This is a genomic window from Paenibacillus sp. Marseille-Q4541 (assembly GCF_018310695.1).
Classification (GTDB): domain Bacteria; phylum Bacillota; class Bacilli; order Paenibacillales; family Paenibacillaceae; genus Paenibacillus.
On sequence record NZ_JAGXCY010000008.1, the window covers coordinates 63,483 to 79,766 of the forward strand.

Genomic DNA, 16,284 nt, shown 5'->3' on the forward strand with positions numbered 1-16,284 from the left:
TTCAAGGAACCCGCAGAGATGCTTTTTTGCTGAGTAGAAGAAATGGATTCAAAAATAGACAAATCCGTCTATTTTATACCGTTTTTTAGGTGAGTTAACTCAATTTTTGCAAAATGATGGGATAAAATATCGAAGAAAGAAGTAAACTTCATAGAATGATGAAAAAATGGGTTGCGCAATCAGATGATTTCTATATAATAAGTTGCGACGTGTGCCCGAACGGATATGCAGTAACATGCTCAATTAACTAGTAGGCGCAAGGTAATCCTCGAAAAAGGAGGTTTTTCTATTATATGAATAACCAAGATTCCATTATTCGGTTTGAAAGTGTGACGAAACGCTATGATCACGATGAGCCAATCCTCAAATCGGTCAGCTTTGAAATCGAGCGTGGCAAGTTTTATACACTGCTGGGTCCGTCTGGATGCGGCAAAACAACGATCCTTCGGCTGATTGCAGGCTTTACGGAGCCTTCCGAAGGAAATATTTATTTTAACGGCAAAATTATTAACCGCGTCCCTGCGCATGAACGTCAGGTAAACACGGTGTTTCAAGATTATGCACTATTTCCACATCTGAATGTATTTGAGAACGTGGCATTTGGTCTGCGGATCAAAAAGATGAAGAACGCACAGATCAAAGAGAAAGTCGAAGATGCACTTCGTTTTGTCAATCTAGCCGGGTATGGAAACCGGGAAATTACAGAGATGTCCGGTGGACAGCGTCAACGGGTAGCGATTGCCCGGGCAATCGTTAATGAGCCGGAAATCATTTTGCTGGACGAGCCTTTATCTGCCCTAGACCTCAAACTTCGTACTGAAATGCAGTATGAGCTTCGAGAACTTCAGCAGCGTCTGGGTATTACTTTTATTTTTGTAACGCATGATCAAGAAGAAGCACTTGCTATGTCTGATGAGATCTTTGTACTGAATGAGGGTGTTATTCAGCAAAGCGGAACGCCGCTTGATATTTATGATGAGCCAATCAACCGCTTCGTGGCTGATTTTATCGGAGAATCGAATATTGTAGCGGGTAAGATGAAGGAAGATTTCTTAGTCGAATTTGCTGGTAAAACGCATGAGTGTGTTGACCAAGGACTTCGTTCAGATGAACCGATTGAGATCGTGATTCGGCCCGAAGATCTGGAGATTACTACACCAGAACGCGGGAAACTACAGGTACGTGTGGACTCCCAATTGTTCCGCGGTGTGCATTATGAGATTTCAAGCTACGATGATATGGGCAACGAGTGGCTTGTACACTCCACGAAACGTGCAACGGTAGGCGAACGAATCGGTCTTCATTTTGACCCGGAAGCAATTCACGTAATGCGCTTTGGTGAGACAGAAGAGGAATTTGACAAACGTCTGGAATCCTATGAATCCCATCATGAGGATGCGGAAGAGATCGCGGAGGTTCAGGTTCGAGGGTTAAATCATGAATCGTAGTATGGGGTCCCGCAACTTTTATCTGATTCCCTACATGCTGTGGATCTTGCTCTTCGTCGTTGCTCCGATTCTACTGATTGTATACTACTCCTTCTTCAATGTAGAAGGTCAGTTTACGTTTGAAAATTATGTGAAATTCTTTACGCCTGTCTATCTAAAAATGACGCTCAGCTCGTTCTGGTACGCACTGCTTATTACGGTGTTTGCACTGCTCATTTCGTATCCGACGGCTTATTTGCTGACACGGACGAAACATAAACAGTTGTGGCTGCTGCTGGTTATTTTGCCAAGTTGGATTAATCTTTTGCTTAAAGCTTACGCCTTCATTGGTTTATTTGGCACGTATGGATTCGCTAATGCGATACTGGAGACGATAGGGATCGGTACCCAGCAAATTCTGTTTACGGATTTCAGTTTTGTGTTAGTCTCCGTATATATCTTCATCCCGTTTATGATCTTGCCGATCTTTAACGCACTTGAAGAACTAAATCCGTCACTTGTCTATGCAGCTCGTGATCTTGGGGCATCCTCATGGACGACATTCCGGCGTGTTATTTTTCCGCTGACATTAAGCGGGGTACGCTCTGGTATTCAGGCTGTATTTATTCCGGCTTTGTCTCTGTTTATGATTACAAGACTGATTGCCGGAAACCGGGTTATTACGCTTGGTACAGCAATTGAACAACATTTTTTAGTTACACAAGATTGGGGAATGGGAGCGACCATTGCCGTCTTCCTTATTATTATTATGATCGCCATTATGTTTATTAGTGGACGTGGAAAGCGGGGTGTACCTCATGGGAAGAAATAGTAAGCTCTCGAATGTGTATCTGTTCATTGTCTTCGCCATTTTGTACATGCCGATTCTTTATTTGATCTACTATTCATTCAACAGTGGCGGAACGATGCAGAACTTCGAAGGTTTTACCCTAGAATGGTACGAGGAAGTGTTCGCCGATACACGGCTGCTTATCATTGTGCTTAACACCTTTGTTATTGCACTGTTGTCTGCGGTAGCTTCCACCATTTTGGGTGTGGCTGGTGCACTTGCTATATATCAGGTCCGTCGTAAACGAACGAAGAACACGCTGTTATCTCTGAACAATGTGCTGATTGTAAGCCCGGATGTAATTATAGGTGCTTCGTTCCTTATCTTCTTCACGATGCTTGGCATCCAGCTTGGATTCAGCTCGGTGCTCCTGTCTCATATTGCGTTTAGTGTACCGATTGTGGTGATTATGGTACTACCAAAACTGCAGGAGATGAGCCCGACGCTGATCGATGCAGCACGTGACTTAGGTGCATCGAGCTGGCATGTACTGATGAAAGTCATTCTACCGTTTGTGAAGCCTGGTATTTTTGCTGGTTTCTTTATGGCGCTGACCTACTCACTAGATGATTTTGCCGTAACTTTCTTCGTCACTGGAAATGGCTTCTCAACGTTATCTGTTGAAATTTACTCTAGGGCGAGACAAGGGGTATCGTTATCAATTAATGCGTTATCGACGCTTCTATTCCTGCTGACCATCATCTTGGTTGTAGGATACTACTTTATTAATACACGTAATTCCAAGCTTCAAGGAAAGGGGCTGAGACCATGAAGCAGCTGGTACAGACGTTCAGTCTTGTGCTGATCGTGGCCTTCGGCCTCATGTATTTTTCCTCGGTCCTGAACTCCAGTGCAGGATATTCAGGCGGAAATACCCTTACCATCTATAACTGGGGAGATTACATTGATCCAGAGCTCATTTCCGAGTTTGAAGAAGAGAGCGGGATGAAGGTCGTTTATCAGACGTTCGACTCCAACGAGGCGATGATGACCAAAATTGAGCAAGGCGGAACGACATATGATGTCGTGATTCCTTCCGAATATGCGATTAGCAAAATGAAAGAGGAAGATCTGCTCATTCCTCTCGATCATTCCAAGCTCCCGAACCTCAAATATATCGATGAGCGATTCTTGAATCTTTCTTTTGATGAAGGTAACAAGTATTCAACTCCGTATTTCTGGGGCACGGTCGGGATTGTGTTTAATCCGGAACTAACTGACCTTACGTTTAAAAGTTGGGACGATCTGTGGGACCCGAGTTTAAAAAATCAGATTTTGCTGCTAGACGGAGCTCGTGAGGTTATTGGAATGGGCCTGAACAGCTTACATTACTCTCTTAACGATACGAACGAAGAGCATCTACAAGAAGCACTAGCGAAGTTGTCTAAGCTAACGCCTAACGTTAAAGCGATCGTTGGGGATGAGATTAAGATGCTGCTTGCCGGTGAAGAAGGCGCTGTCGGTCTTGTCTGGTCTGGTGATGCTTCCGAGATTATGGATGAGAATGAGAAGCTGGATTATGTAGTTCCGGAGGAAGGTTCTAATTTGTGGTTTGATAATATGGTCATCCCTAAGACAGCGAGCAATGTAGAAGGAGCCCATCAGTTTATCAATTTCATGTTAGACCCGGAACATGCAGCACGTAATGCAGAGTATGTTGGTTATTCGACACCAAACAAAGATGCGCTTAAACTGCTTCCAGAGGAAATTTCAAGTGATGAGCGTTTCTATCCTGATGAGGGATTGACCGAAAAACTAGAGGTGTATGATAACCTTGGCAAACGGATGTTGTCTCATTACAATGATTTGTTTTTGATTTTTAAAATGCATCCGAAGTGAATACTGGGGATAACCTGTGTATAGATAGATATTCAAAAAACCTTATCCACATGTGGATAAGGTTTTTTGTCTTACGGTTTTCTTAATCCCCAAATTGACATATCTACTTTTAATTATATTATTTATATTATATACTAATTTTATATATACTTACTTTAAGTTAGAAAAAAGAGTGTGACATACATATTAGACTGCTTTACCACTAGGGGTTTATAATTTCCAGTTCATACAAAAAGAGAGGAAGATTACTATGGGAGAATTGCAATCTGTTGTTAAAGAGCGACGTTCGGCGATGAAGTTTCAGGAAGACGTGACGATCAGTAAAGAGGAGCTATCCCAAATATTTGCTATGAATAAACATGTTCCTTCCGCATTTAATTTGCAGCATACTCACTACGTTGTATTAACTACGCCTGAAGAAAAAGCGAAAGCGTATGAAGCCTCTGGCCAATACAAAGTTCAAACCGCTTCTGCTGTCATTATCGTGCTGGGTGATATGATGGCCTACAAACATGTAGGACGGATCAATGAGGGGATGCTGTCACTCGGTATGATGTCTCAAATTGAATATGATTTAGAGACTAGAAGTGTAACGGAGATGTATGAATCAAAAGGACCTGTATTTCAACGCGAAGAGGCAATTCGTAATGCCAGTCTGTCTGCCATGCAGCTTATGCTAATTGCAAAGGATATGGGTTGGGATACCTGCCCGATGATCGGATACGATGAAGCACGAATAGCCTCGCTGTTAGAGCTCCCCGCAAACCTTGTTCCCGTCATGATGATCACGTTGGGAAAAATGGATGAGAGCAAAATGAGACCGCGTGGATATCGAAAGCCGGTAGATGAGTTTGTGACTTGGAATTCGATTCAGTAGTCCGCAGTGAAGAGCAGCGTTGGTCTACGCATAATTCATGTCATTTCACGTCCTAAAATGACAAATTTTATGCTATGATCGATGGGCGAGCGCAAAATTTGGCTCCAAATCTCTGCGAAGGAGGAGATGTGATTGGCTAAGCTTAAAGATATCGCTGAACGGGTTGGAGTATCCATATCTACGGTTTCAAGGGCCTTTAATAACGATGCGAGCCGTCCAGTCAGTGAAGAAACCAAGCGGAGAATCCGGGAAGCGGCTCTTGAACTTGGTTACAAACTATATGAACCATCCAGAAACCCAAATGACAGTACATCGACAAAACGGATCATCTGTATTGTTCCACAGCTCCTGATGGATGACCATCCTTATTTCTCTAAGGTTCTAGCCGGCTTTCACAAGAAGATGGAGGAACTAGGACAGCCTCCCGCTATAGTGCGCACATGCGAGGAATTTAGTGATCCGGACAAAATGCGAAAGATGTTACTAGAGACGAAGGCTCAAGGAGTTGTCGCCATTAGTTGGTATGACAAGGAGCTATTTGAACTGATACAGAATGAACGTATTGCCATTATGGGAGTAAGCCTGAATGATGAAAAATTGTCGGTACCTGTTGTGGATTGTGACCGTATCCTTTCTGCACGAGCAGCGGTGCGTCACTTGATTGACCAAGGACATAAACGAATCGCTTTTATCGGAGGCCCCGCGTATTCGAAGCAGATGGAGAGCGAAGAGAGGTTCGTTGGATATAAATTTGCGATGTTGGAAGCCAATTTACAATTACGAGAGGATTGGTTGATGAATACGAAATGGAGAGTGGATCAAAGTTTCCATTTGATGTCGAGTCTTCTGAGCCGGCTTCCAAAAGCTGAATGGCCGACAGCTGTTTTTTGTGCAAGTGATATGCTTGCTATTCCCGCCATGCGTGCCGTTGTTGAGAATGATGGCCGCATACCTGAGGACGTTGCGATTATGGGTATGGACAATATTGATGTTGCCCAATACACGACACCCCCTTTAAGCTCAGTTTCGGTGCCGAAGTTCGAAATCGGCAGGGTAGCGGCAAAATCTATCGTTGATTATATAGATGGACATTATCCAATGGCGACCAAAATAGCACTGCCTTGCTCACTTATCATCCGAGAATCATCCAATTTTTTAAGGAAATAAAAACAACAACCAATGTAACTTTATTTTACATAAATTGATAATATCATTCTTGAATAGCAGCTTTCGGTATAAAATCCGGTAGCTGTTTTTTGATTTCTCAACTATGATTTTAGATTTACTCGTACCAAATCAATCCAAAAAATGTTTGACAATCCAAAAAGGCTATATTATTATGAATGAAATCAGTAAGAATTTGGAATTATTTTCATAAATTTTGGCGTCGTATATTTTTACTCTTCGTTTTAATTACTTCAATCGTTTTTCATACAAATTCCTTATAATTAAAGGGTTTTATTGAACTTGTATACTCCACACCAAGAATAGTAACAGGTTCTGATCAAGATTTTGTATACCGATTAAACTCCAAATATAATCCAACTTCACCTCCTATTCCTATCCAAAATAAATCCTAACTCTTGAAATACAATCCGAACTAATCGGGTTTTATTTATATATTAATCTAACGTTATTATATCTAACATAATTGTTTGAAGTAACACCGCGTCTAGTGGCAATTGAAGAACATAAGGGGGCATGGGCAATCATTACATAACAGGATCGTGAAGAGCATGTAAGAGAGAGTTCTACGCTAAAAGGCTTAGGATGAATTCACCTGTAGATCCCCAGCATGACATCTGCCGGCCTAATGAAGTCAACTAATACCTACTGGGGTGATATTCATTGGCTAATACGACCGTACAAAACGCAGTAAATGCGACACCTGAACCGAAACGTAAGCGCTTCAAGTGGAATCGGGTTTTACGGAATTGGCAGCTTTATTTGCTTATTTCTCCTGTCGTTGCCTATTACATTCTGTTCCAGTACGTTCCGATGTATGGAATTCAGATTGCATTCAAGGACTTCATAGCGACGAAAGGAATTTGGGGGAGTCCATGGATTGGGGTTGAGCATTTTGAACGGTTCTTCAACAGCTATTACTTCTGGCGTCTGATCAAGAACACACTCGGAATCGGGATATACAGCCTTGCTCTTGGTTTTCCCATTCCTATTATTTTAGCCTTGCTCATGAATGAAGTACGTGCTGAAAGATTTAAAAAGTTCGTACAGACGATTACTTATGCCCCGCATTTTCTGTCCACCGTCGTAGTGGTTGGGATGATGATGATTTTTCTATCACCCCGCTATGGCATGATTAATCATTTCATAGAAATGTTTGGAGGGAAGCCGATCAATTTCTTGACCGAGCCTTCGTGGTTTAAGTCATTGTACGTTCTATCGGATGTATGGCAGACGATGGGGTGGAGCTCCATTATTTATCTGGCTGCCCTTGCCGGTATTGATAATCAGCTCCATGAGGCGGCGCGTGTAGATGGTGCGACTCGGCTTCAGCGCATATGGCATATTAACATTCCCGGCATTATGCCTACGATTATTATCCTTTTGATTTTGAATATAGGTAGCATCATGGGGGTAGGTTTCGAAAAAGTGCTCCTGATGCAGAACAACCTAAACATGGAGAGCTCTGACATTATTGCGACTTATGTGTACCGAATGGGGATTCAGAATGCCGAATATAGTTTCTCGGCAGCGATCGGATTATTTAATTCGGTGATCAATTTTGTCCTGCTGGTTAGTGTGAACTTTATTTCCAGGCGTGTGAGCCAGACAAGTCTTTGGTAAGGGGGAGCTTGAGTCATGCAAATTGAATCTAGAGGCGACCGGATTTTTAACATTGTTAATTATTCGATTCTGATCTTGGTCACCATCGTCGTCATTTATCCGCTGCTCTTTGTGCTCAGTGCATCGTTTAGCGATCCGCAGGCGGTTCTCCGCGGGGAAATGCTGCTGTGGCCAAAGGGAATCAATGTGAACTCTTACGTAAAGATTTTTCAGAACAAGGATATCATTAATGGATTTACGAACACGCTGTTATATACATCGCTAGGTACATTTATTAACCTCGTGATGACAATTCTGGCAGCTTATCCGCTGTCCCGGAAAGATTTTGTCGGGCGCAATGCCTTTATGGCTCTGTTTGTTTTCACTATGTTCTTCAGCGGTGGCTTGATTCCAACGTATTTACTGATCAAGAACCTTGGGATGTTAAATTCGATGTGGGTCATGATTATTCCGAACGCAGTATCCATCTGGAACATCATCATTATGCGGACTTTCTTCCAGCAGTCTATACCAGGCGAGCTGCAGGAGGCAGCGACGATTGACGGTTGCTCAAATATAAAAACGCTGACTCGAATTATCTTACCTTTATCCATGCCAATTATCGCGGTGACCATCTTGTTTTATGCAGTCGGTCATTGGAATGCGTTTTTTAATGCATTGTTATATCTGTCAGATAAAGAAAAGTTTCCGTTGCAACTTGTCCTTCGCGAAATCCTGATTCAAGGGCAAACGAGTGACATGGTCAAGATGTCAACGGAATCTGCCATTAAACAGCAAAGGGAAGTGGAGGGCATTAAATACGCGGTGCTCGTTGTAGCCAATATCCCGGTGCTTGTACTCTATCCGTTCCTACAAAGGTATTTTGTCAAAGGCGTTATGATTGGGGCCATCAAAGGATAATTCCTTGTATGGATATAGTGAATACAAAAAGGGGAGGGAATCGGATGAAGCTGAAACAATGGGGGAGTCTTCTATTAATCAGTGTTTTGTCGGTATCACTGATAGCCGGGTGCAGTTCAAAAGGTTCAGAGGGAAATGATACAGATTCATCAGGAGAAGCCAAGATTAACGAGACGGGATTTCCAATTGTGAATGACAAAATTACCATCACGGGTTTTGCCGGCAAGCTTTTTGCCAACGCCGACTGGAACAACATTAAGATTTGGCAGGAATATGAAAAAATGACGAACATCCATGTCCAGTGGGATACAGTTCAGAAAGACAGTCTAGCGGAGAAACGTAATCTACTACTTGCCGGTGGAGATTATCCGGAGTTGTTCTATGCTTCTGCATTTCCTAGAGCGGACTTACTCAAGTATGGGAAACAGGGTGCATTTATCTCCCTTAATGATCTGATTGATAAATACGCGCCGAATTTTAAAGCGTTGATGGAGAAGTACCCGGTTATAGAAAAGGGGATTACGATGCCGGACGGTAATATATATGGTCTCCCGACGCTGTATGATCCGGAATTCAAATCGGTGTTTTATGGAACGCCATGGGTGAAGGAAGAGTGGCTTGATAAGCTTGGTCTTTCAGAGCCGCAGACGCTGGATGATTTTTATAACATGTTAAAAGCATTTAAAGAGAAGGATCCAAACGGGAACGGACAGAAGGATGAATACGCCTGGGGTAGCGTTGGAACTGCCGGTATTGTGAACTATTTGCGCGGTTCATTTGGTCTTAACTATAACGGAACCGCAAATATTAACGTCGATACCGATCCGGCAAGCGGAAAAGTTCGCTTCATAGCGTCCGACCCACGTTACAAAGAACTTCTCCAGTACGTTAACAAGTTGTATAAAGATGGTTTGCTGGAACAAGACATCATGTCCGTTAAGAGCACCGAGATTGACGCCAAAGGGGTGGAAGGACTGCTAGGTGTGATTGATAGCGTGGATCCGATCGCCATCTACAACCAAAAGGGTTATGTTGGACTACCGGTACTTAAGGGACCACACGGAGATCAGATGTTCAGCGCTACTGGATCTCCGCTTGGCAATATTGGGATGTTTGTCCTGACGGATAAAGCGAAGAACCCGGAAGCGATGATACGTTGGATGGATTATTTCTACAGTGACGAAGGCGTCCGAATGTTCTTTATGGGCTGGAAAGATGACACGTATAAGGAAGATGCGGACGGCAACGTCGATTATGTGGATGATATCAAGAACAATCCGGACGGGCTTAGTCTAGATCAAGCTGTTGGGCAATATCTCATTTGGCCAGGAGGATACTATCCAGGCTTTGTAACACAGAAGTATTTTAAAGGAGCAGAAGGACTCCCAACGTCTGTAGAAAATGCAAAAAAAGCCGAGCCATATGTGGTGCCCGCAGATAAGATCTGGCCACCGTTTAACTTTACGGCTGATGAACAGTCCGAGCTTACCAGTATTCAGACAGATATAAACACATACGTAGATGAGATGAGAGATAAATTTATTTCAGGCAATGAGTCCTTTGATAATTGGGACCAGTATGTAGCCACTCTCCAAAAGATGGGATTGGAACGGTACCTAGCTATTTACCAGTCAGCGGCTGAACGATACGCGAAATAATGATTAGTGTTCGACATAAGGGAGTGATAAGAGATGACTCAAATGAATGCCATATTGATTGGGGCAGGAGCACGTGGTGCTGGGGGATATGCACCTTATGCGCTCGATTACCCGCATGAGCTTACCTTTGTAGCCGTAGCCGAGGCTGATCCTATTCGGAGAAGTCGATTTGCCGAGAAGCATGGTATTCCACCTGAACGGTGTTATGAAACTTGGGAACCGCTACTGGCAGAGACGCGGATTGCCGATATTGCCGTCATTTGTACGCAGGATCGGATGCATTATGGTCCAACGATGCAGGCTTTAAAGCAAAAGTACCATGTGCTTTTGGAGAAGCCAATGTCTCCAGATCCGAAGGAATGTTTAGAAATGGAGCAAGCGGCTATCCAAAATAATCGGTTGCTCACCATATGCCATGTTCTGAGGTATACCCCTTTTTGGAGTACGATCAAACGGTTGATACAGGAGGGAACCATTGGAGAGGTTGCTTCGATCCAGCTGAACGAGAATGTGGGGTATTGGCATATTGCTCACAGCTTTGTAAGAGGGAATTGGAACAATTCAGAAAAGGCAAGTCCGATGATTTTGGCTAAATCATGTCATGATATGGATGTTTTGTCTTGGTTAATGGATAGGCAATGTACACAAGTCAGCTCTTTCGGCTCCCTGATGCATTTCCGTGAGGAGCAGGCACCTGAAGGATCAGCTGATCGCTGTCTAGACTGCAAAGTGGAATCTACCTGCGCCTACTCGGCACCCCGATTTTATTTAAGCGATCAATATAAAGGATGGGCGGGTCACTTTACTCAGGAGCTGACCAAGCCGAATATTATTCAAGGTCTTCGCGAAACAGATTATGGTCGCTGTGTGTATCGCAGCGATAATAATGTGGTCGATCATCAGGTCGTGAGTATGGAGTTCGAGGGCGGCGCTACAGCGATGTTCAGCATGTGTGGGTTTACGTATGAGCAGGAGCGCAGAATTCAGATCATGGGGACCGGCGGAGAGCTTCGGGGAGAGGAAGGTAAAATCACGATATTTGATTTCTTAACTGGTCAAAAAACGGAGATTTCCATTCCATCGCAAGCAAGCGGACATGGTGGGGGAGACAGTGGTATTGTAGCTAGCTTCCTGAATGAGGTCCGTAACTACACTGGTCAGGAGAGTCTAACCTCGGCCAGTGCCTCCGTACGAAGCCATCTCATTGCGTTCGCGGCTGAAAAGTCACGTTTAAATAAGGGGCAATCCATTAACCTGAATGAATACGCCCAGGAACTGATGGCAAAAGAAGAGAGTGTAAATTAAATCGAGTATGAGATTAAGAATTTCGTTATTATATGTAGGAATAATTAGGAAACAGCCGATCAGGGATGACCCTGATCGGCTGTTTTATGATCGATGTGCTGTTGTGTTCATGGCAAGCTCTGCATGGGAATAATCAATTTTCTTGACGTAAATCTCATAAAGAGTACTCGTTCCAGTACTGACACCGGGACTCCCTGTGTCAGTAATATTCGTTTTGTAATCGATATAATGGGAGTTAAGATTTTGGAGTCTTTTATAGAAATCACCCTGATTATGTGAGGCGTAGAGCTGAACTTTGTAGCGAGAGAACAACTTTCTACAAGTAAGAACGAGAAGCTTGTCAAGATTACCAATACTATGGGACATAGATAACACTCCTTTTTTATTTGGTAGATAGGTGGGGAAGGGAGTCACTATAAACGTCTCAATAATGCAATAATATGGAAATATTTGTTTTATATTACTATATAATCTATGGCTAATCTACATCTTTATGACACAAAAGAAGCGTGATGCAACTTGGCATCACGCTTCTTAGAACCTTCGTCATATTGAAGCAAACTTTAAGAGAAAATGCGATCAATCTGGCTCACCTCATCTTGCGACAGTTTCACATCCATGTAAGACCATGTAATCCTTCGATAAGGACAGGGTTATGGTTGTGTAATCTTGATATCGCCTGATATTGTACGTACCTTGATGAGTTCAGTTCCTGTTCGTAAAGAATCTGGGGTATGGATATTACCAGATGTAGCCTGAACATCGTAAAATCCGGCAAAGTCACTCGTAGCTTCAACGTCGACATTCCCTGAGATCGTCTCAATGTCCAAGTTTCCTTTTGTTTTCTGGACAATGTCAACATCACCTGATTTCATACGAATCGTTCCTTCTCCGGCCAAACCATCAACAGTTAAATTGCCCGAAGTAAGGCTCGCGTTATAGTTCCCTTGAATATCTTTCGCCTGTACATCGCCTGATTGCTGCTTCGTTGTGATTTCTTTGGCTTCGATGGAGCTGAGCTTAAGGTTGCCAGAAGTTAGCTCGAAACTTGCGAATTCCGAAGCCTTTACCTGATCTGCTTTCATCGTACCAGAAGTAAGCTTTGCGGAAAGTTCTTCTGCTTGAATATTGCTCAGATTCAGATTGCCTGATGTGGATTTAAGAGTGATGCGTTTCGCATAAAGACCGGTAATATCATTATCACTTGAGACATTGTCGAGAGAAACTTCGGTAAGCCATTTTTCCTTAGGAATCGAAATCTCCATTACGTTTTTACTAAAATCAGTGGAAAAGCTAAAAAAGGAAAAAGAATCTTTCGAACGAGTATCAACTGTTAGTCGTGCGTTTTCCGGTTGTAGTTGTTTTAGCCCCTCTATGGTATCGGGCTTCCATTTTCCTTTAAAATGAACGGAAACGTTATTCTCGTCTGTCGAAGTAAATATAATGTGAGTGCTGTCTTCGGTTTTGACTAGCAAGGAATCAATATCCTCCGCCTGAAAGCTCAACTCCTGGTCATAATCTACACGCTTGTCTCCGAATTCAAATCCGAAGAAGGCAACTCCGATGAGTCCGACCACGATGCAAAGAACAGCAAGCCGTATCGCATTTTTCATATCAATTCTCCTTTCTTTTCAGGACGGTTTGGTTCCAATTGAAATATCCTGCAGTCCATCGTGCGAGTTTTTTCATAAGCCCAAGAGCGAGTATCCCAACCAGGATACCTATCCCCAAAAAAACAAGACTGACAAAAAGCTCAGGGAGTATCACTTGCTTCTCAATGAAAATAAAATCAAGGAAAGCAAGCAAGGGAGCAAGGATTCCGGATACCGATATTGCAGCGAGAGAGACCCAGATAGCCCAGATCGTGGCGAAGATCGGAAGTGCAAGGATGAGGTTAAGAAATACGAGTCCGATCCATGTAAATAAACGGCGAGTAAATGATCCGCCCGATGATTTGTGGGAAAGAGCAGAAGATCCATAAGGCATCTTATTATATGAGCCAAGCTCTTCATCATGAACTCCATTCTGTGATCGGAATCCGGGTGCCGGAGGAGTATACCGGTCTCCAAGTGCCTCTTTAATCAAATCCTCTGGATTCCCTAGTTCAGAGGCAATTTCTTCTTCACTTTTGCCTTCGGACAGGCCCATTTCAAAATGCTGCTCATAGTCACTGAGTAGTTCTGCCCGCTCCTGAGCTTCAAGTGGGTAAAGCCCTCTTTGCATGATGGTCATAAATTGAAGCCTATTCATTCGCTTCTCCTTCCTTCAGCAGGTTGCTGACACTATTTACAAACTCATTCCATTCAGACTCAAGTTCACTCATGTAACGTTGTCCCGTCTCCGTCAGTCTGTAATATTTACGCGGGGGACCTTCTGTAGATTCTTGAAGATAGGTTGTGCAATAGCCATCAGACACAAGCCGTCTGAGCAGGGGATATAAGGCACCTTCAGCAATTTCAATATGCCTTGAAACGGCTTGAGCCAGTTCATATCCATAACGGTCTTTACCGTGAATCAGGACGAGAACACACAGTTCGAGAACGCCCTTTTTAAACTGAATATTCACATTCATCCCAAAGTATCCTTTCTTAACTCGTCATCGTGAATTAGCTAATCATCTTTATTTAGTACTATTCAATATACACTACTGTATGATGAATAATACCATCGGCGACTGAATAATACAAGATATTGTAAAAAATACAGGAATACCCTTGAGTAAAGAGATTACAGTGTATCGTTTGAATTTGCTCGAACAGGGTAATTTTTCAGGAGGAGGGATGTATGGTGAAAGATGAAATGAGCTCTGGATTTCACGAAGAAGAGTCTCCGTGTGCTCCTTCAAAAAAGAAAAAAAGGTTCCATTTAAATTTACGTCGAAAAAGGAAAGCCGTAATAAAGAAAAGAATTCAAATTAGAAATCGATACGAAACAGCCCATTTGGCAAGTGAGATTGCGACTTCAATCTTGTTCCTCATAGGTAGTTTTTGTCTCTTCTACCCTGAGGTAAAGCTGATTGGGTCTTGTCTATTTATACTCGGAAGTATACAAATGCTAGTGCGGGCCTTACTACGAATGTCATACCTAATCAAGCTGAAAAAGTGGAATTATGCGGATGGACAAGATTCGTTACAAGGTGAGGCACAAACAGAGGAAGAGGCTTATTTGAATCGAAGGTTGTAGGTTATGTTAGCAGAAGTAGTCTCTAAATAGTCAGTTAAAAAAAGGTCGTCTTCAAGTTCACACGGGGCTGTGAACTTGAAGACGACCTTCATTTATTAACGCGCTTGTTTCGCAAGCGGTTTGGGTTTGGTACGGAGATACAAATCTAGATCCGGGCTTTCGCCTTTTGTAATCACATCGGTTACGATCTTGGAAAGGTTCATATTATATACAGTTCCGTTATCACCATAAGCCATAATATAGAAACAGTTTGGATATTCCTCGTTTCGTCCGATCATCGGAAGCCCGTCAATGGTTCCCGCGAAAAAAGCACCCAGTGCATATTCAGGTTCTGCGTCAATATCGGGAAACATCGCATGGAAAGCGTTCATGAGCATGTTACGCCCTTGCTCGATTTTGGCATCTCGGCTTAGGGACTGATCTGTATCTTGATCCATTCCGCCGACAATAATGCGGTTATCCTGGGTAGTCCGCATATAGAGGTAAGGTCTAGCTGTTTCCCAAATTAGGGCCCGTTTGTACCAGCTGGTAAAATCGGATACAGGTTTTGTGATAACAACATAAGAGCTTGTAATTGTAGCATTTTTATTTGGTGTTATTTCTGCCTGTTCATATCCTGCTGCCATAATGACATACTTTGCTGTGATGGTATGACCGTTCTTCGTTTTAAAAACAGCCTGATCTTGTTCAAACGTTTTGTCCGTAATTTCCGTATTACAGTATATTTTTCCTCCGAGCGATTCCACTTGTTCAAACAACCCGTAAATGTATTTGAGCGGATTCATTTCTGCATCATTGGAGTAATAGAGAGCGCCTGCCTTACGGAAAGGATAAAGCCCAGTAATTTGCTTCTCGTCCCAATAATCCACCTTAAATCCATGTTTGGTCAGAATCGCATGTTCCTGCTTCAAAGCAGGTATATCTTGTTCGGTCGATGCATAGTAAAGACTGTCCCGACGTATAAAATCAGCCTGATCTTCTATATTTGCACAGGCCTCTTCAATATCGGTGATGGCTTGTTCACAAAGTTTGAGATGGCGAACAGCCGTTTCTTCTCCAAAGCTTGCGGTAAGTTCAGTCAAGCTTTTATCACCTGCATATTGAATGAGTGCCGTATTTGTACTGGAGCTGCCTCCACCGATCGTGCGTTTATCAACAACAACGACTTTTAATCCTTGCTTAGCTAGCCTGTAGGCACTTTGCGCGCCTGAGCTACCTCCCCCAATGATCAGAGCATCACAAGTGAGATCCTCCGCAAGTTCAGGATATTCTGGAGTTTTGCTTACTGTTGTTGGCCAATATAATGTACCGCTTTGTAAATCCATAGCGGAAGCCTCCCTTATCTATGTTCATGGTATAGGATGTACATTCTCTTCTCTTCAATACCATAATTCTATAGATAAGAAACAAGGAAATTCTTGAAACTTGGCTTATATG

Annotated in this window: 16 protein-coding genes; 11 read left to right on the forward strand and 5 right to left on the reverse strand. The window is 42.9% G+C overall.

Translation table 11 applies throughout. The features are described 5' to 3' along the window. The first annotated feature begins 293 nt into the window (after positions 1-293). The 10 genes from KFT32_RS11455 (at position 294) to KFT32_RS11500 (ending at position 11,664) form a co-directional block, all read left to right on the forward strand. The gene (locus KFT32_RS11455; RefSeq protein WP_211747341.1) at positions 294-1,448 is read left to right on the forward strand and encodes an ABC transporter ATP-binding protein; all 1,155 of its coding nucleotides are present in this window, start codon (positions 294-296) and stop codon (positions 1,446-1,448) included. Next, positions 1,438-2,259, forward strand: coding sequence for an ABC transporter permease (locus tag KFT32_RS11460; protein ID WP_249435823.1), 822 nt, complete (start codon positions 1,438-1,440; stop codon positions 2,257-2,259). The genes KFT32_RS11455 and KFT32_RS11460 overlap by 11 nt, the downstream gene beginning before the upstream one ends. After that, complete coding sequence (locus KFT32_RS11465; RefSeq protein WP_211747342.1) at positions 2,246-3,049, forward strand: ABC transporter permease; 804 nt, start codon at positions 2,246-2,248, stop codon at positions 3,047-3,049. Before KFT32_RS11460 ends, KFT32_RS11465 begins: the two co-directional genes overlap by 14 nt. Beyond that, positions 3,046-4,116: an ABC transporter substrate-binding protein gene (locus tag KFT32_RS11470; RefSeq protein ID WP_211747343.1), complete on the forward strand. Its 1,071-nt coding sequence runs from the start codon at positions 3,046-3,048 to the stop codon at positions 4,114-4,116. The genes KFT32_RS11465 and KFT32_RS11470 overlap by 4 nt, the downstream gene beginning before the upstream one ends. A 250-nt stretch (positions 4,117-4,366) precedes the next feature. Then, positions 4,367-4,993, forward strand: coding sequence for a nitroreductase family protein (locus KFT32_RS11475; protein ID WP_211747344.1), 627 nt, complete (start codon positions 4,367-4,369; stop codon positions 4,991-4,993). 132 nt (positions 4,994-5,125) lie between these two features. Next, complete coding sequence (locus KFT32_RS11480) at positions 5,126-6,160, forward strand: LacI family DNA-binding transcriptional regulator (RefSeq protein WP_211747345.1); 1,035 nt, start codon at positions 5,126-5,128, stop codon at positions 6,158-6,160. Between the two features lie 681 nt (positions 6,161-6,841). After that, positions 6,842-7,801, forward strand: a complete 960-nt coding sequence (locus tag KFT32_RS11485) for an ABC transporter permease (RefSeq protein ID WP_211747346.1) — start codon at positions 6,842-6,844, stop codon at positions 7,799-7,801. A gap of 15 nt (positions 7,802-7,816) precedes the next feature. Continuing rightward, complete coding sequence (locus tag KFT32_RS11490) at positions 7,817-8,701, forward strand: carbohydrate ABC transporter permease (protein WP_211747347.1); 885 nt, start codon at positions 7,817-7,819, stop codon at positions 8,699-8,701. Between the two features lie 44 nt (positions 8,702-8,745). Beyond that, positions 8,746-10,359, forward strand: a complete 1,614-nt coding sequence (locus KFT32_RS11495) for an extracellular solute-binding protein (RefSeq protein ID WP_211747348.1) — start codon at positions 8,746-8,748, stop codon at positions 10,357-10,359. A gap of 33 nt (positions 10,360-10,392) precedes the next feature. After that, positions 10,393-11,664: a Gfo/Idh/MocA family protein gene (locus tag KFT32_RS11500; RefSeq protein WP_211747349.1), complete on the forward strand. Its 1,272-nt coding sequence runs from the start codon at positions 10,393-10,395 to the stop codon at positions 11,662-11,664. 84 nt (positions 11,665-11,748) lie between these two features. Here the strand turns inward: KFT32_RS11500 and KFT32_RS11505 are convergent, their stop codons facing one another. The 4 genes from KFT32_RS11505 to KFT32_RS11520 form a co-directional block, all read right to left on the reverse strand. Continuing rightward, positions 11,749-12,030, reverse strand: a complete 282-nt coding sequence (locus KFT32_RS11505; RefSeq protein ID WP_211747350.1) for a hypothetical protein — start codon at positions 12,028-12,030, stop codon at positions 11,749-11,751. Positions 12,031-12,317: 287 nt separating this feature from the next. After that, on the reverse strand, positions 12,318-13,277 hold the full coding sequence (locus tag KFT32_RS11510) for a DUF4097 family beta strand repeat-containing protein (protein ID WP_211747351.1): 960 nt from the start codon (positions 13,275-13,277) through the stop codon (positions 12,318-12,320). A 1-nt stretch (position 13,278) separates the two neighbouring features. Next, positions 13,279-13,914, reverse strand: a complete 636-nt coding sequence (locus tag KFT32_RS11515; RefSeq protein ID WP_211747352.1) for a DUF1700 domain-containing protein — start codon at positions 13,912-13,914, stop codon at positions 13,279-13,281. Next, the gene (locus KFT32_RS11520; protein ID WP_211747353.1) at positions 13,907-14,236 is read right to left on the reverse strand and encodes a PadR family transcriptional regulator; all 330 of its coding nucleotides are present in this window, start codon (positions 14,234-14,236) and stop codon (positions 13,907-13,909) included. The genes KFT32_RS11515 and KFT32_RS11520 overlap by 8 nt, the downstream gene beginning before the upstream one ends. Positions 14,237-14,448: 212 nt before the next feature. Between KFT32_RS11520 and KFT32_RS11525 the strand changes: the two genes are divergently transcribed. After that, the gene (locus KFT32_RS11525; protein ID WP_211747354.1) at positions 14,449-14,847 is read left to right on the forward strand and encodes a YrhK family protein; all 399 of its coding nucleotides are present in this window, start codon (positions 14,449-14,451) and stop codon (positions 14,845-14,847) included. A gap of 95 nt (positions 14,848-14,942) precedes the next feature. Here KFT32_RS11525 and KFT32_RS11530 read toward each other — a convergent pair whose 3' ends face one another. Next, positions 14,943-16,172 carry an NAD(P)/FAD-dependent oxidoreductase gene (locus KFT32_RS11530; RefSeq protein ID WP_211747355.1) on the reverse strand — a complete coding sequence of 410 codons (1,230 nt, stop codon included), beginning with the start codon at positions 16,170-16,172 and terminating at the stop codon, positions 14,943-14,945. Between the last annotated feature and the right edge of the window lie 112 nt (positions 16,173-16,284).

Bases quoted from the DNA above. Each gene is read 5' to 3' on its own strand.
- KFT32_RS11455 (WP_211747341.1), top strand. From the start codon at position 294: ATGAATAACCAAGATTCCATTATTCGGTTTGAAAGTGTGACGAAACGC.
- KFT32_RS11460 (WP_249435823.1), top strand. From the start codon at position 1,438: ATGAATCGTAGTATGGGGTCCCGCAACTTTTATCTGATTCCCTACATG.
- KFT32_RS11465 (WP_211747342.1), top strand. From the start codon at position 2,246: ATGGGAAGAAATAGTAAGCTCTCGAATGTGTATCTGTTCATTGTCTTC.
- KFT32_RS11470 (WP_211747343.1), top strand. From the start codon at position 3,046: ATGAAGCAGCTGGTACAGACGTTCAGTCTTGTGCTGATCGTGGCCTTC.
- KFT32_RS11475 (WP_211747344.1), top strand. From the start codon at position 4,367: ATGGGAGAATTGCAATCTGTTGTTAAAGAGCGACGTTCGGCGATGAAG.
- KFT32_RS11490 (WP_211747347.1), top strand. From the start codon at position 7,817: ATGCAAATTGAATCTAGAGGCGACCGGATTTTTAACATTGTTAATTAT.
- KFT32_RS11495 (WP_211747348.1), top strand. From the start codon at position 8,746: ATGAAGCTGAAACAATGGGGGAGTCTTCTATTAATCAGTGTTTTGTCG.
- KFT32_RS11500 (WP_211747349.1), top strand. From the start codon at position 10,393: ATGACTCAAATGAATGCCATATTGATTGGGGCAGGAGCACGTGGTGCT.
- KFT32_RS11505 (WP_211747350.1), bottom strand. From the start codon at position 12,030: ATGTCCCATAGTATTGGTAATCTTGACAAGCTTCTCGTTCTTACTTGT.
- KFT32_RS11510 (WP_211747351.1), bottom strand. From the start codon at position 13,277: ATGAAAAATGCGATACGGCTTGCTGTTCTTTGCATCGTGGTCGGACTC.
- KFT32_RS11515 (WP_211747352.1), bottom strand. From the start codon at position 13,914: ATGAATAGGCTTCAATTTATGACCATCATGCAAAGAGGGCTTTACCCA.
- KFT32_RS11520 (WP_211747353.1), bottom strand. From the start codon at position 14,236: ATGAATGTGAATATTCAGTTTAAAAAGGGCGTTCTCGAACTGTGTGTT.
- KFT32_RS11525 (WP_211747354.1), top strand. From the start codon at position 14,449: ATGGTGAAAGATGAAATGAGCTCTGGATTTCACGAAGAAGAGTCTCCG.
- KFT32_RS11530 (WP_211747355.1), bottom strand. From the start codon at position 16,172: ATGGATTTACAAAGCGGTACATTATATTGGCCAACAACAGTAAGCAAA.